Annotated in this window: 9 protein-coding genes; all 9 read left to right on the top strand. The window is 39.1% G+C overall.

Annotation, left to right across the window (positions count from 1 at the left end; genetic code table 11):
• Positions 1–10: 10 nt before the first annotated feature.
• The 9 genes from BWI92_RS13760 to BWI92_RS13795 all read left to right on the top strand — a co-directional run bounded on the left by BWI92_RS13760 (position 11) and on the right by BWI92_RS13795 (position 17,461).
• Positions 11–2,788 carry a SusC/RagA family TonB-linked outer membrane protein gene (locus tag BWI92_RS13760; protein ID WP_229363078.1) on the top strand — a complete coding sequence of 926 codons (2,778 nt, stop codon included), beginning with the start codon at positions 11–13 and terminating at the stop codon, positions 2,786–2,788.
• Between the two features lie 13 nt (positions 2,789–2,801).
• Positions 2,802–3,695: a RagB/SusD family nutrient uptake outer membrane protein gene (locus BWI92_RS28245; RefSeq protein WP_229363080.1), complete on the top strand. Its 894-nt coding sequence runs from the start codon at positions 2,802–2,804 to the stop codon at positions 3,693–3,695.
• A 74-nt stretch (positions 3,696–3,769) separates the two neighbouring features.
• Positions 3,770–4,690, top strand: a complete 921-nt coding sequence (locus BWI92_RS28250) for a RagB/SusD family nutrient uptake outer membrane protein (protein WP_229363101.1) — start codon at positions 3,770–3,772, stop codon at positions 4,688–4,690.
• 87 nt (positions 4,691–4,777) lie between these two features.
• Positions 4,778–7,765 carry a SusC/RagA family TonB-linked outer membrane protein gene (locus BWI92_RS13770; protein WP_229363089.1) on the top strand — a complete coding sequence of 996 codons (2,988 nt, stop codon included), beginning with the start codon at positions 4,778–4,780 and terminating at the stop codon, positions 7,763–7,765.
• Between the two features lie 63 nt (positions 7,766–7,828).
• Entirely contained in the window at positions 7,829–9,592 is a 1,764-nt protein-coding gene (locus BWI92_RS13775; protein ID WP_229363091.1) for a RagB/SusD family nutrient uptake outer membrane protein, read from the top strand.
• 118 nt (positions 9,593–9,710) lie between these two features.
• Positions 9,711–10,670, top strand: coding sequence for a DUF5627 domain-containing protein (locus tag BWI92_RS13780; RefSeq protein ID WP_095163838.1), 960 nt, complete (start codon positions 9,711–9,713; stop codon positions 10,668–10,670).
• A 24-nt stretch (positions 10,671–10,694) separates the two neighbouring features.
• Positions 10,695–12,854, top strand: a complete 2,160-nt coding sequence (locus tag BWI92_RS13785) for an endo-1,4-beta-xylanase (protein ID WP_095163839.1) — start codon at positions 10,695–10,697, stop codon at positions 12,852–12,854.
• A gap of 519 nt (positions 12,855–13,373) precedes the next feature.
• On the top strand, positions 13,374–15,932 hold the full coding sequence (locus BWI92_RS13790) for a two-component regulator propeller domain-containing protein (protein ID WP_176464422.1): 2,559 nt from the start codon (positions 13,374–13,376) through the stop codon (positions 15,930–15,932).
• Positions 15,929–17,461: an ATP-binding protein gene (locus BWI92_RS13795; protein WP_095163841.1), complete on the top strand. Its 1,533-nt coding sequence runs from the start codon at positions 15,929–15,931 to the stop codon at positions 17,459–17,461. The genes BWI92_RS13790 and BWI92_RS13795 overlap by 4 nt, the downstream gene beginning before the upstream one ends.
• Positions 17,462–17,546 lie beyond the last annotated feature (85 nt).

A 17,546-nucleotide genomic window follows, 5' to 3' on the forward strand; every position in this document is an offset into this window, starting at 1 on the left:
CGAAGTTGTTGTGGTTGGGTATGGTAAACAAAAGAAAGAAGGCGTAGTAGCTTCGGTAACCCAAACCACAGGAAAAGTCCTTGAGCGTGCGGGTGGGGTATCGAGTATTGGTGCAGCCCTTACAGGTAACGTGCCAGGTTTGATTACCAATGCCAGTACAGGTTTGCCAGGAGCCGAAGACCCACAAATTATCATTCGCGGACGAAGTACTTGGAACAACTCAGACCCATTGATTTTAGTGGATGGTGTGGAACGACCTATGAATAGCGTCGACATCAGTTCGGTAGAAACTGTGACTGTATTGAAAGATGCTTCTGCAACAGCTGTATTTGGTTCGAGAGGTGCCAATGGTGTAATCCTCATTACAACCAAAAGAGGTAAAACTGGTAAGGCTTCGATCCGTGCAACGGTGAATACTATTTTGAAGTCTCCGTCCAAACTTCCAGGAAAGTATGACTCCTTTGATGCACTACGTATAAGAAATGACGTTATCGAATATGAACTTGCTACGAAGCCTGATGGTTGGAGAGATTATTTGCCTTTCGATATTTTGAACAAATACCGAAACCCAGCTGACTTAGCCGAAGCAGAGCGATATCCGAATGTTAACTGGGAAGAAACTTTGTTCAAATCTCATGCTTGGTCAAACAACGCCAACTTAAACATTAGTGGTGGTACAAATACCGTAAAGTATTTTACGAGTGCTGACTTTTTGCATGAAGCCGATTTGTTTAAAACTTACAATAACAAAAGAGGATACGAACAAGGTTTTGGCTTTGACCGTTTGAATGTAAGAAGTAACCTCGACTTCCAGCTAACGCCAAGTACTTTGTTCAAGACAAACTTGTCGGGTTCGTATGGAGTTCGTAAAAGCCCTTGGGGCTTTTCTGGTTCTGAATATGGTTCATGGATTGATGCCTACAATGCAGCACCAGATTTGTTTTTGCCAGTATACTCAGATGGTTCGTGGGGATATTATGCACCAAACGAAGCTAGAGCAGAAAACTCAGCCAGAAGCTTGGCAATTGGTGGTGTTTCTTATCAAACAACAGCCAGAATAACGACAGACTTTACGCTCGACCAAGAGTTGGATATGATTACCAAAGGCTTGAGATTCACAGGTACTATCTCACTTGATAATACTTTTGTAGAAAGTGATAGAGGTATTAATGACCTTTACAACGATACACAGCGTAAATGGATTAATCCAGAAACTGGAGCTGTTACCTATCGCCAAGCCATTGACGGTATCACAGGATTTGATTTTCAAGAGGGTATCAAGTGGAATCCTGCGGCTGGTACAATTGGCGCTAGTCAAAGAAGATTGTTTTATCAATTACAGCTCAACTATGCCAAAAACATTGCTGGAAAGCATTATGTAACAGGAATGGGCTTGATGAACCGTAACGTGTTTGCCAATGGTAGTATGATTCCATCGTATCGTGAAGACTGGGTATTTAGAACAACTTATACCTACAACAACAAATACACGGTAGAATACAACGGTGCCTATAATGGTTCAGAACAATTTGCATCAGCCTATCGCTTTGCCTTCTTCCAATCAGGTGGCTTAAACTGGATTGTTTCGAATGAAAACTTTATGAAGTCTTTAAAGTTTGTAGACCAATTTAAAGTGAGAGCTTCTTATGGACAAACTGGTTTTGATAACCTCGGCGTTAGATGGCCATACTTAGAACAATGGAATTATAACGGAAGATCAAGATTAGGAATCAGTGGCGAAGGCGCCGAACAAAGTCCTTACACATGGTATAGTCAAACGGTAGTAGGTAACCCAAATGTACAATGGGAACAATCAGAAAAATACAATGTTGGGGTTGATTTCGAATTTTTGAAAGGCTTTATCAAAGGGAAAGCAGATTTCTTCACGGATAATAGAAGCAAAATTTTATTAGCAAACCGTTCAGATGTTCCAACTTATTTTGGCGCAACTCCTCCAGTAGCCAACTTAGGATCGGTAAAATCAAGTGGTTATGAGTTAGAGCTTCACCTCAATAAATCTGTAAGAAACTTTAGATTTTGGACTGACCTCAACATGACTCATACTCAAAATAAAATCATAGATGCAGCTAATCCCGAACTATTACCCGACTATCAAAAATCGGAGGGTATGCAAATTAATCAAGCTTATTCGTATGTGAGCCGTGGTATGTACAACACTTGGGATCAGCTTTACGGAAGCGCAGCACACAACGCTAATGATAACCAAAAACTTCCAAGTAATTACTATTTAGTTGATTACAATGGCGATGGAATTATCGACGCTCGTGATAACATCCCTTATGGATATACGGGTTGGCCAGCTAACACCTACAATGCCACTTTTGGTATTGACTGGAAAGGCTTTTCGGCTTTTGTTCAATTCTATGCTGTCAATAACGTAACTCGTCAGGTAGAGTTTAGAAGTTTGAGTTCACAAAGTCATACCGTGTATCAAGAAGGTGAGTATTGGTCTCCAACTAACACTGGTGCTAATCCAATGCCTCGCTGGCTAACCACCCCACAAGGGTATTACAGAGGCACTCAATACATGTATGATGGTTCGTATGTACGCTTAAAGAATGCTGAAATCGCCTACAACTTTACCCCAGAATTTAGTAGAAAATTGGGTGTTTCAGGACTCAGAATTTATCTCAACGGTAACAACCTCATTGCTTGGAGTAAAATGCCAGATGACCGCGAATCTAACTTTGCTGGTACAGGCTGGGCTTCACAAGGAGCATATCCTACCGTTAAACGATTCAATTTAGGTCTAAATCTTACCTTTTAATTAAAACAAAAGCATGATAAAGAAAATAAAACTCTTGTTTGTGGCGGTGGGTCTTTCTATGACTTTTGGAATTACCTCCTGCAAAGACTTTCTCGACCGTGACCCTCAATCGTTGGTTTCGGACAAAGATGCCTTTAAAAATTTTGTTAACTTTCAAGGCTTTACTGAAGAGCTATACCACTGTATTCCAGACTTTACTAATGCTTATTGGACCAACTCTTGGAACTGGGGAGAAGATGAAATACAATCTACAGCTCAAACTTTTCACTTTTGTGTAAAAATCGACAATGGTGATTTTTGGGGATGGCAACGCAACTTTGACGGCTGGCAGGCAGGTTGGATGGATCGTAATAATAACCAAACCAACGACGACCGCTTTGCTAAATCACTTTGGGGTTTAGGTTGGTATGCGATTCGTAAAGCTAATATGGGTCTGGCTAATATCGATAAATTGACCGATGCAACTCAGGAAGAGAAAAACCTTATCAAAGGACAACTCTTATTCTTCAGAGGATGGTACCACTTTATGTTTATGCAATACTTTGGTGGATTACCTTATATTGATAAAGTACTTCCGGGTGATCAAAAGCTTACCTTACCTCGACTTAAGTATAGCGAATGTGCTGACAAAGCGGCAGCGGATTTTAGAGAGGCGGCCAATCTTTTGCCTTCTAACTGGGATAATACCACAGCAGGAAAAAGAACCTTGGGTAAAAACCAGCTTCGTATCAATAAAATTATGGCCTTGGGATACTTAGGGAAAAACTACCTTTGGGCAGGAAGTCCATTGATGAACTCAGTGTCAGGTGGTAGCCGTACTTATAATGCCGAATACTGCAAAAAGCAGCAGACGCTTTTGCTGAATTATTATCCTTATGTGAAAGTGGTGAAGCACCGTATAGCTTAGCTCCTTTTGCTCAGTATTACACCAACTTTTATACAACTGGGCAGAACTGGAATATCCCCGGCAGTACTGAAGCTATTTTTAGAGGGCCATATTATGGTGCTAATGGCTCGAACTGGGGAACCAGTAAACAGTATTCGCCATTAATTATTAGCGAAGGTGATGTGAAGTTTTTACCAACCTCTAACTACGTTAATTATTATGGTATGGCCAATGGTTTGCCAATCAAAGATGTTACTCAAGCAGATAGCGAATCAGGCTATAATCCTGAGTATCCTTGGAAAGGTCGTGATCCACGTTTTTACAATGACATTGTATTTGATGGGGTAAAAATGGTTGCAGGAAGTATTCCAAACGCCAGTGAAGCCAATAACCGTTATGCCAATCTGCATACAGGAGGCTCGTATCGTGACATCGCAACAGGCAGTCGCACAGGGTATTTGTTATTTAAGTTTGTTCCAAGAACTGCCAATAAATACGACCAAGGATATAGCTACGATAAGAGTTTGAATATCCACCTACCTTATATGCGTTTGGCTGATGTTTATTTGATGTATGCTGAAGCTGCCGCTATGGGTTATGGCTCGCCAACGGGTAAATCGGCTAGTTATAGTAAAACCGCTGTAGATGCTATCAATGTCATTCGCGATAGAGCAAGTGTCGGACGAGTGGCAAGCAAATTCTTGGGGTCATTAGATTTATTTATGGAGGAAGTTCGTCGTGAGAGAGCCGTTGAGTTATCCTTTGAAGGACACCGATTCAATGACTTACGCCGTTGGTTGTTACTAACACAGAGTCCTTATACGTTGAAAAAATCGCTAGAGTTTGACCGTGCCAGCACACTAGATCCTAACAAAGATCCTAAGGAAAACAGAGTGTTGAACATTCGTGAGACTACCATCTTGGAACGTAAGTTTACCGACAAGCATTATTGGTTACCACTCAAAAACAACGATGCTAACCTCTATTTAGAATTTGCTCAAAACCCTGGTTGGTAATCAGAGCTAATACTATAATCATACCTTGAAAAGATTAATGTAAAGCAAATGAAGTTCATAAAAATACTCCTCTTCTTGTGCACGCTCATGATGTTACAGCCTGTAACATCGAGGGCACAAGACACCCCAACCATACAGATAAAGGCTACTGTATATGGGGTAAACAACCAACCTTTGAAAGGGGCGGTTGTAACAAGTGCGGCCGAAAATAGCAAAGCTGTTACAACAGATGCTTTTGGTTCTTTTGAATATGAAGTAGCTAAAAATGATGTTTTATCCATTTCGGCTAAAGGGTTTGAAACAAAGTATATTACCATTACAAAAGCGATTTCTCAAATCAGTCTTACGCCCGAAAAAACACGTGATTTGATTCACGCTGCTTTTCGTGAGGTAGAAAAACAAGACTTATTGGGAGGAGTTGCTTCGGTCAATGTAAAAGAGCTTTTAAACAAAAACTATTTTACAAATACCCTCGATGGTATGGAAGCATTTGCCTCTGGATTCAACGGAAATAGCAATTGGGGCATGGGTAACTATCTATTTATGATTGATGGTGTTCCTCGCGAAACGGGAAATGTGGCTCCTACAGAGATAGAAGAAATTGTTTTCTTGAAAGGTGCCAATGCCGTAGCACTTTATGGTAGTCGCGCTGCCAAAGGTGTTGTCAATGTGATTACCAAACGTGGAGAAGCAGGAAAACGTCGTTTTGATTTGAGAGTAAACAGTGGTATCAATATTCCTAAAAGCTATCCAAAATATTTGGGTTCGGCAGAATACATGACCATGTATAATGAAGCTCGTAGAAATGATGGTTTGACAGATTTATATTCAGAATTAGATATCTATAATTATGGTTCAGGACGAAATAAATATCGATTCCCGAATGTAGATTTTTATTCTTCTGATTATCTCAAAAATGTTTTTACTCGCTACGATGCCACCGCCGAAATTTCGGGAGGAAACGAGCGTGTAAGATATTATACCAACTTGGGATATTCAACAACTGGCTCTTTATTGAATTTTGGCGAAGCGAAAAATAACAATAATTCGGATCGTCTTAATTTCAGAGGAAATCTTGATATTCAACTCAATGAATATATCTCGATGAATGCTGATGCAACAGCGATTTTTTATACAGGAAGAGGGGTAAATACTGATTATTGGGGAAGTGCCGCTACCGTGCGTCCCAACCGTTTTGCGCCTTTAATTCCCATTGACTTGGTTGAAAAAGAAGATGCTGCATCACAAATTTGGATTCAAAATAGTAACAACCTAATCGATGGAAAATATTTACTAGGCGGTACTCAGCTTGACCAAACCAACCCTATCGCAACGATTTATGCAGGTGGAAATAACCAGTATTCTAACCGTCAATTTCAGTTTAATACTGGTCTAAAAGCAGATTTACGTAACGTTTTGACAGGATTGTCATTCCGTACAGGTTTTGCGGTAGATTATGCTACAGCTTACTCATTGTCTTACAATTACTCGTATGCTACCTACTCGCCAACGTGGAATAATTATAGCGGAACCGATTTGATTAGTAGTTTGACCGTTTATAACCAAGATGCTAAATCTGGAACACAAAATGTAAGCGGTAACTGGTATCGTCAAATGATTGCTTTCTCGGGTCAATTGAACTATGACAGAACTTTTGGTACGAACCACAACTTCTCAGCGATTTTATTGGCAAATGGTTTCCAACAATCCGAATCAGCGGTTTATCACCGAACTAGTAATGCAAACCTTGGCTTTTTAGCAAGTTACAATTACAATCACAAGTATTACTTGGATTTGAGTACGGCGTATATTCACTCAGCTAAGTTGCCACCAAGTAACCGTCAGGCATTCTCACCATCGGTTTCTTTGGGCTGGAGATTGAGTCGTGAAGACTTCTTGAAAAACTCATCTGTTGTTAATGACCTAAAACTTACTGCTTCGGCAAGCATCCTGCATACCGACTTGGATATCAATGATTATTATCTATACCAAGGATTTTATACTGGTGCTGGTTCATGGTATGGTTGGAAAGATGGAACGGGTATTCAGGCAACTGAATCGAGAAGAGGCGACAACCCTAATATGAAATTTCCAAGAAGAGAAGAAATCAATATTGGTTTAGAAGGTACCTTCTTTAATCGTCTATTGAATGTGAATGGTACTTTCTTTATGAACAAAATGACAGGAAATATCATTCAAGCTTCTGTACTGTTCCCTTCATATTTCACAACAGGCTGGCCAGTGTCTTCATTTATTCCTTATGTAAATTATAATGAAGATAAGCGTGTAGGATTTGATTTCTCTGCCAATTTGAACAAGAAAATTGGAGATGTAAACTGGAACTTGGGCATTAATGGTACTTATTACCAAACTACTGCCATAAAAAGAGCTGAGCTTTACGAAAATGCTTACCAAAACAGACAAGGTAAAGCACTGGATGGTATTTGGGGCTTACAAAATTTAGGCTTTTTCCAAGATGACAATGATATCAAAAACTCACCATCACAAACATTCGGTCAGGTAAAACCTGGCGATATTAAGTACAAAGATCAAAATGGTGATGGCATTATCGATTCACGTGATGAGGTGTTTTTAGGAAAAGGAGGTTGGTTTGGTGCGCCGTTTACAATGGGTGTTACGCTTTCGGCACAATGGAAAAAGTTGACATTCTTAGCTTTGGGTGTGGGTCGTTTCGGAGGAAATGCTATGCGTAACAACTCTTATTTCTGGGTATATGGTGAAAATAAATATTCGGAAGTGGTACGCAATCGCTGGACAGAAGCTACAAAGTTGACGGCTACTTATCCTCGCTTAACTACCCTCAGCAGCGACAACAACTTCCGTTCATCTGATTTCTGGATGTATAGCACTAGCCGTTTTGACTTGTCGAAAGTTCAAATTACTTATGACTTAACGGATTTACTAAAAATGAAATCTTTTGTGCGTGAATTGGGCGTGTATGTGAATGGATTTAACCTTTGGACTTTCTCCGAAAACAGAGAAACCCTTGAGTTGAATGTAGCTAGCTCACCACAAACACGATTCTTTAACCTAGGCGTAAAAGCGTTGTTTTAGGTTTTTTACTAATACTTAGAAACTTATACTATGATGAATATGAATAAGGGTATATTAAAATTTTTGGCCTGTATCCTCTTGCTCACAAGTTGCCAAGACTTGATAGAGCCTGCGCAGGAAAACAACAGGCAATTAGACCCAAATGCCTATTTACCAAGCGATTCTAGATTTCCATTTGGTATCTTATTAAATGGATACAACCGAATTCCAAGTAACTCATGGTCATTTAATGATGTAGCCACCGACGATGCCGTAACCAACGACCAAAATAATGGGTATTTGAAAATGGCAACTGGACAATGGACTGCCAATAACAATCCAGCCAACCAATGGACCAACTGTTACGCTGGGATTCAGTACATGAACATTATGCTTGGGGAGGTGGATAAAGTAAAATGGGTAGCCGATCCTGTTGCCAGCAAGTTGTTTGCTATGCGTATCAAAGGAGAAGCATTTGGTATTAGAGCATTGCTCATGTACAATTTGTTGCAAGCACACGCAGGTGTAGGTAAAGGAGGTAATATGTTAGGAGTTCCGATTTTGACAAAAACTCAAACAACCTCTGACAATTTCAATTTACCAAGAGCTAGTTTTGACGATTGTATCAAGCAAATCTATACAGACTTAGATAGTGCAGATGTTCGTTTGCCGCTTGATTATCTCAACTTGGTTTCGGGACAAGAGTCACAAATTCCAACCAAATATGGTAGCGTTACGATAGAACAATATAACCGTGCTTTCGGGGTAACATTTAGCGGTCTTTTGAGTGGTCGTATTGCAAAGGCTATTCGTGCAAAAGTGGCGCTATTGGCAGCAAGTCCAGCATTTAATCCAAACAATGCTAACAAATGGGTAGATGCAGCAAACTATTCGGCACAAGTATTAAATCTGAACGGTGGAATCAATGCTATTACAAGTAATGTAGCTAGCGGACTTACATGGTATTCCAACACTGCAGAAATTGCGGCATTGAAAGATGGTGCTAATCCTCCAGAAATACTTTGGCGTAACAACTGGGGCGAAAACCGTGATTTGGAACAAGCTAATTTTCCACCAACACTTTTTGGAAATGGCAGAATAAACCCAACACAAAACTTGGTAGATGCTTTTCCGACAGTCAATGGATACCCTATTAGCGACTCCAACAGCGGATTTAATCCCAATGACCCCTATTCAAATCGTGACCCTCGTTTGAAAATGTTCATTTTGGTCAATGGTGCTACGGCTGGTGTCAACAACACTGCTATCAATACCGCTGCCGACGGAACTACCAACGACGGACTCAACAAAGTAGCTACCTCGACTAGAACGGGCTATTATATGCGTAAGCTATTGCGTCAGGATGTGAACCTAAACCCAACCTCTTCGACAAATCAGCGTCATTACAAACCGCATATTCGTTATACCGAAATTGCCTTGAGTTATGCAGAAGCAGCCAACGAAGCTTGGGGACCTACTGGCACAGGAACAAATGCTTATTCGGCGTATGATATTCTTAGAGCCATTCGCCGTCGTGCAGGAATTGGCTTATCCAACAATGATGCCTATCTCGAAAGTATCAAAAACAATAAGGAACAAATGCGCCAATTGATTCGTAATGAGCGCCGTTTGGAACTATGTTTTGAAGGATTCAGATTTTGGGACTTACGCCGCTGGGATGCCAACCTCACCGAAGCAGCCAAAGGAGTTAGTATTCGTAGTGGTGCGTACACCGTTCTTCCAAGCGTTGAATCAAGGGTATTCCAAAACTATATGAAATATGGTCCAATTCCTTATTCGGAAGTGTTGAAATACTCAGCACTGGAGCAAAATCAAGGTTGGAATTAAGAAGCTCTTGAAATAGCAGAACAATTAAGTATATAATTTTTTTCAAAAGTCGAATTTCAGCCTAGCTGAATAGATATAAAGCTAGGCTGAAATTCTGACAAACAACATCTTTATTCTTATGAAGAATTCGATTTTCATATTAGTAATATTCGTAATGGGACTCGTTTCGTGTAATGCCGAAAAGGAGTTTCCAGACTACAAGTACCAAACTGTCTATTTTGCTTATCAATATCCTGTAAGAACCATCACTTTAGGAGAAGATTTGACAGTAAACAACGAACTCGATAATCAGTATAAATGTCAAATTTATGCAGCGTTGGGTGGTGCGTATTACAGCAAAAAAGATGTAGCAGTAACGGTGGCTGTAGATAACTCACTACTAGGAAGTGGGATGCGATTTGGCTCAGGCAAAGATGAAATTTTACCAATGCCAAGTAGTTATTTTAAGCTAGCCTCTGACAAAATCGTTATTCCCTCGGGGACTATTGCTGGAAGTGTAGATGTCCAACTCACAGACGCGTTTTTTGCTGATCCTAAAGCAATTAAGAATACTTATGTTATTCCATTGACCATGACGAAAGTTACCGACGCAGATTCGATTCTTTATGGAAAACATTTTGTGCTTTATGCGTTAAAATTTGTAAACTCTTGGCATGGTAACTATTTGAGAAGAGGAAAAGATGTCGTTTCAGGATCGGTCAATCAAACGATTGTGAGACATGCGCAATATGTAGAAAAAGATGAAGTGAATATGCTTTCTACTAAATCTTTGACCGAGCTTACTTTTCCAGTTGTTTTTAAAGATAAAGACGGAAAAAATATCAGTACATCTTTACTCTTGAAATTTGATAATAACGGAAAATGTACGATTTCATCGGCTACCTCAGGTATCACGGCTACGGGTACAGGTGCTTTTGTCAAGAAAGGTGAAAAAAATAGCTGGGGCAACAAAGACCGCGATGCGCTTTATCTCAACTATGAAGTCAACCTTACGGGTATGAAAGTAGTCACTTCGGATACTTTGGTTATGCGTGATCGTGCTGTAACTATGGAAACTTTTACTCCTGTAGCTAAGTAAACTCATCTTTAGAACTGTTTTACTATGAACAAATTATATCAAATAGCTTTAGGTTTCACGAGTATTGTATTGGCTTCGTGTACCAAATATGAGCCATTGGAGTTTGCCACAACCAAACCCGAAAGTGTTGCTTTGCAAGAAAATATTGACGCCTATCCCGCGCTCAAATCCTATATCAACCGCACCTCAAATCCTAATTTTAAGTTTGGCGTAGCGCTTTCTCTCAACGACTACGTCAACAAAGGGGTAATGTATCGTCTGGCCAATAAAAACTTCGATGAAATTGCCCTAGGATATGAAATGAAGCATGGTGCTGTAGTGCAGTCGAATGGCTCCTTGGCCTTAGATAATGTATCCAAACTTCTGGCAGCCGCCAAAGAAGCAGGTACTACCGTTTATGGACATACCCTTTGCTGGCATGCCAATCAAAATGCGAGCTATCTCAATAGCCTAATAGCACCTATGCTCGTAACAGCGCCATCTTTTCCTAACGACCTAAACACTAACCCATTAAACAACAACCTTTTTACTGGTTGGAACCAAGTCAATAGCGGTGCAGGTATTTCTATTGCCAATAACGCAGGTATGGGAGCAGGTACAAAAGCGATAAAACTGAGTGCATCGGCTACTTCGTCATCGGCGACCGCTTTACAGCTGACAAGTCCTTCAATTACTGTTGTACCTGGACATAAATACGAAGTCGTTTGCTATATCAAATCAGATGTTGCAGGTGAAGGACGTATCTCTTTTGAAGGACTTAGCAACAACACTCCTTCGATTGACTGGACCAAATCTGGAAAAGCTTCAACAACTTTTACGACAGGTATTTCATGGAAAGAAATCAGATTTCAAATCAGTGACTTTACAGGAAATAGCATTAAGCTCAATTTTGATTTGGGCTATAAACCGAATGTGAATTATTACATCGACATCAACAACCTCTACGTGTACGATACCCAAGGAACTCCAGTAGTAACCAACCTTGTAGCTAACGGCGATTTTGAGTCAGGCTCAGGTTGGGGAGGCTGGGGCGGTAGCTCGTCGAGAGGTGTAACAGCTGATGGTTTGGGTTATAGCAATAAGGGGAAAGCCTTTTTCGTAACAAACCCTGCAAAATCAGCTAACTACTGGGATGTCCAAACTCTTTATGATTTAGGAAAAAGCCTTAACAATGGCGAATCTTATGTGCTTTCGTTTTGGGTAAAAGGTACTGCCGAAGGAATCATTCGACCAGAATTACAAAGTCCTTCTTATACCTCAAATGGCTATGGTCAGGTTCCAGTTACAAAAGAATGGAAGCTAATAGAACTAACAACCACAGTTTCGGGTACAGATAAGTCACGATTGGTATTTAGTTACGGTGAATTTGGTGGAACAGTTTATATAGATAACGTAGTTCTGAAAAGTACTAAAGCTTCAGGTGGTGCAGTTACGTTGGCAGAAAAAACAGCAACCGAAAAGACTAGTTTGATAGGCACTGCTTTAGACACTTGGATGTCAGGCATTATGGGTGTAAGTAAATCTTATGTAAAAGCATGGGATGTCGTTAATGAGCCTATGGACGATGGAAAACCTTACGAGCTAAAAACTGCCGTAGGTCGCACTACGATTTCTTCAGATGAGTTTTTCTGGCAAGATTATCTTGGCAAAGATTACGCAGTAACAGCATTCCAATTGGCAAGAAAATACGGCAATCCTGATGACAAGCTATTTATCAATGACTATAATCTTGAATATAGTCTCGACAAATGTAAAGGAATTATTGCTTACACAAATTATATCGAGAGCAAAGGTGCAAAAGTAGATGGTATCGGTACACAAATGCATATCAGTATCACTTCTGATAAAAACAAAATTGCCGAAATGTTCAAGTTATTAGCAGCTAGTGGTAAGTTAATTAAAATCTCAGAATTGGATATAGGCTTGGGTGGTGTCAAAACCGCTAACGCTACCAAAGAACAATATCAAGCACAAGCCGAAATGTATAAGTATGTAATTGACAAATACTTTGAACTCATTCCAGCGGCTCAGCGATATGGTATTACTATTTGGAGTCCGCTTGATAGTCCTGCCAATTCAAGTTGGAGAGCTGATGAACCAATCGGCCTTTGGAATGGGCAATATGTTCGTAAACTAGCTTACTCGTATGTAGCTGATGCTATTAAAGCTAATACAAGCAAATAAATTTAGTAAGTAATCGTGCAGAATAAGATTTAAGTTATGTGTTTAGGGACAAGGCAACAGGCACAAGGCACAGAGTGTTAAAATGTGTTTTTTGCCGATAGCCCACAGCTGAAATCCGTAAGCCAAAAAATTAAATTTTATTTTGCACAATTGCTTAGCTGGGTAAGGAGTTCAGATTATTTCAGATTTGGGTTTTCTGACTTCGGATATGATTAAGGTATTTTATTTGCGATAATACTAAAGCAGTAGTATGACTTCCGAAATCCCATATCCGAAATTGTTTGAATGTTTTCGTCCACGCAAACCCATCACTTAACCTTACACCTAAAGCATTTGGACATTGGGTTACTTCGGGATTTTGTAATCCAATGTTTCAAAGCTTTTATTTACTAGATACTTTACCCCTAAAACAGTACTTATTCAAGGTATAATATTGGTATTTTTACTTTCAGAAATAACTATGGGTAGTCCCAATGCTGAATTTAGTACAAAATCCTGTGATGAAATTTTATGATTACTATGAGGAAAAGCATTATTTTTTTATTCTTACTTCTAACACATTTCTGTTGCTTTTCGCAACAGAAGGAATATAAGTTTATCAATTTTAGTAGTAAAAATGGACTTTCCTCCAATTCGATTAATGCTATAGTCAAAGATAATAATGGCTTTATGTGGTTTGGCACTGAGGATGGACTTAACAAGTTTGATGGCCAAAATTTTAAAGTATATCGCCACAAAGAAACCGATAGTACAAGCATTGGTAGAGGACCAGTGATAGATATTATCAAAGATAAAACGGGCAACATCTGGCTTGCCACAAATTTTACCTTATCTGTTTATAATCTAAATCTTGACTCATTTATTAATTATGATTTTACCAATTATGGTTGGATTACTTGTTTGTATGCCGACCATGATGACAAAATCTGGGTGGGAACTTACTCTGGCTTATTTCTTTTTGACCCCAAAACTCAAAAGACTGTCTCGTTCAAGTCCAACCCAAACGATTACACTAAACTAAATACAAACGTCATCAATTGCATTTATGAGGACCACCAACATCATATCTGGATTGGCACTGCAAACGGATTACATCTATATGACAGTAACTCTCGTGTGTTTAGACGCTTTTTACATGAAAATAATAATCCTGAAAGTTTAAGTAGAAATAATATTAGCTGTATTACTGAAAGCAAGCAAGGAGAACTTTGGATTGGGACTGACCAAGGAGGCATTAATGTTTTGGACAAAAAACGACATACTTTTAAACACTATGTTTCGAATCCCAACGACAACTCAACGCTTATCAATAACAGTATCCATAAATTGGTTTTTGATAAAAATGGGCAATTGTGGGTTGGCATGGAAGGGGGATTAAATATCCTAGAACAAAAAACAGGAAAAGTCATTAGAGTAAAAAGTTCACCCGTTGAACCAAATAGCTCTTTTATTAACAATGGAGGTCGCTCGGTAAGAGACATTTACATTGATGATGCAGGAATTTATTGGGTAGCTATCCATCAAGGTGGCGTCAATAAATATGACTCAAATTTAACATTCTTTAATCATAAACATTATAATATATTTGATCCAAATGGTCTAACAGGTAGCTCTGTGATGGCTTTTGCCGAAAGTCCAACGGGAGATATTTTTATTGGGACAGAAGGCACAGGACTCAATCTCTGGAATAGAAAAACAGGACAGATTCATCCGTATAAACTCAAAGAAGGAAAAGCTAATACAGCTTCCATTATTGCTTTGGGAGTTTCAGGAAAAACACTTTTGGTGGGCACCTACCAACGAGGTTTTTATAGTGTTGACATGACAACAGGCAATTCAAAATACTATTTATTGCCTTACAGTCCAACAGATACAAGAGATTTACCTGTAAACTGTATCAAGACGGATAGTCAGGGAAAAGTCTGGCTCGGAACCAATGGTAGTGGGGTCTATTTATTTGACCCAATACTGCAATCTATCGTTACCACAGAGAAAATTTTTGGACTAAAATCTTCTCAAAAAATTCCTTTAAACGGATTCATTACTGCGATTGAAGAAGATAAAAGCGGCAACCTTTGGTTTGCTTCAAATGGTACAGGTATTGCTATTTTCAACCAGCAACAAAAGAGATTTACCGTGTTAAATCATGCCAACAGCAAACTCCCAATCGATAAAGTTCAAAGTATTTATTGTGACCACGCAGGGCGAATTTGGGTAGGCGCACAAGGTGGGGGTCTTTGCCTGTATAAACCTCAATCTCAGACATTTGAAATATTTGACGAATCTTTCTCTTTGTCAAATGATGTGATTTATAAAATACTAGAGGATTCAAAAGGTAAAATTTGGGTTAGTACCAACAAAGGTATCAGTTCGTTTGACCCTGAGAAAAAAGTGTTTAGAAACTTTAGCTATTACAATGGCGTACTACAAAGCACTTTCAACATAGGCTCGGGATTAAAAACTGCCGATGGACAGTTATTTTTTGGTGGCTTGGATGGCTTCAACTATTTCAATCCTGCCGAAATATTGCAGAAAAAAAATATTCCTCCATTGGTTATTACTAGTCTGAAAATCAACAACAAACAAGTAAATCCAATAGAAAACTCAGAAATACAAGAGCACATATCAATCGCTAAAGAAATAGTTTTGAGTTATAAGCAGAACTTTTCGCTCGATTTTATGGCGCTCAATTATACCGTACCTCACGAAAGTAGGTATGCTTACAAACTCGAAGGATTTGATAAAGAATGGAATCAAGTAGGAACTTCTACCACGGCTGTTTATACCAATCTCGACCCTGGCAGTTATACTTTTCACCTAAAAGCATACAGTGAAGATGGCTCATGGGAAACACCCGAAAAAGTGATTGAAATTACCGTTGAACCACCTTTTTGGATGACTTTTTACGCCTATTTGTTTTATGCCATCGTTATTGCGCTCATTGTTTGGGGTATTCGTAGAAGTTCAATTCAAAAACTCAAACGTGAATTTGTGCTTGAGCAAGAGCGCCTTGAAATGAAGCATTTGATTGAAAAAGAACGCCACGATGCAGAGCAAAAACCGAACTCGAAAAGGTGAAAGTTAAGTTTTTGACCAATTTGAGTCATGAATTAAAAACACCTCTTACGCTGGTACTCAACCCAATTGAGAATTTGATGTTTCAAGAAAATAGTACCGAAAAACTCGAAATGCTCAACCTAATCAGTCGAAATGCCAAACGATTACTTAATCTCGTTAATCAATTATTAGACCTGAGAAAAATTGAAGCCAACGAATTAAATCTGAATGCCACCGAAGGCGATTTGGTATCTTTTTGTCAAGAAATCGTGGATTCGTTCAAGTATATAGCTGTTCGCAAAAGTATCCATTTACACTTTGTAAGTGTTTATAGCCATTATCATACGTCTTTTGACAAAGATAAAATGGAGAGGATTCTCATCAATTTACTCTCAAATGCGATAAAATTTACCAACGAAGGCGGCAATGTTAGCTTTCAAATAGCTCAAGAGGGCACATCTGGTATTCGATTGATAGTGCGAGATACAGGCATTGGTTTGTCGAAAGATAGTACCGATAAAATTTTTGAAAGGTTTTATCAGATCAACAATAACGTCGATATTCTTAATCAAGGTAGCGGAATTGGCTTGTCTATTGCGCAAGAATTTGTCAAACTTCATGGTGGAACCATCAAAGTGGAAAGCGAAGAAGGCGTTGGAAGTGCCTTTATCATTTCATTGCCTTTGTATAGCCTTGAGGCAGTCCAGTCGCCTCCAATAGACTTAGAGCCTGAAGTGACACCGATAACAGACTTTGCTAAATCAGAACCTCCTAAAATCGAACTTCCTATTATTTTGATTGTGGACGACGACGACGATTTGAGAGCTTATTTGGTAGAAAGCTTAAAATCAAAATACAAAGTTATCGAAGCTTCTGACGGTCGACAAGGTTGGCAAAAAGCTTTATCATATCATCCGCAATTGATTGTGAGTGATGTCAATATGCCTGTGGTTGACGGAGTCGAGATGGTTCGGAAAATTAAAAATGATACCCGCACCAAACATATTCCTGTGATCATGCTCACGGTGTTATCCGAAGAAGTAGACCAACTCAAAGGCTTAGAATCTGGTGCTAGCGATTATTTGAGTAAGCCTTTTAGTTTTCATTTACTTAGTATCAAAATTGAAAATTTGCTTAGCTTAAATAGCTTATTAAAAAGCACTTACAGTAAACATATTCAGCTCGAAACCCCTGAGATAGAGATAGAATCGGAGGATGAGAAGTTCTTGTTAAAACTATCCAAATATGTGGAAGAAAATATTGAAGATCCTGATTTGACAGTAGAAGAACTCAGTAAGGTAATGTTTGTAAGTCGTGGAACGCTTTATAATCGCGTACTGAGTCTGACGGGTGAAACCCCAGTAGAATATGTTCGCTCGGTGAAATTGAAAAAATCAATTGCACTTTTACAAAAGAATGACATGAAAATTTCGCAAATCGCCTATGCTGTTGGATTTTCTAATCCTAATTATTTTGCACGAGCATTCAAGGCAAAATACAATGTTTCACCAACTGAATATATTACTCAAACACGAAAAACAGCCGTTTAAATTCCACGCTAATTAGCACTCATGTAAGGTGCTAATTAGTGTATTCATAAACAAAATTCTATCAAAAGATGTGGCAAAGAATAAT

Source organism: Flectobacillus sp. BAB-3569 (genome assembly GCF_002270355.1).
GTDB lineage: Bacteria > Bacteroidota > Bacteroidia > Cytophagales > Spirosomataceae > Flectobacillus > Flectobacillus roseus.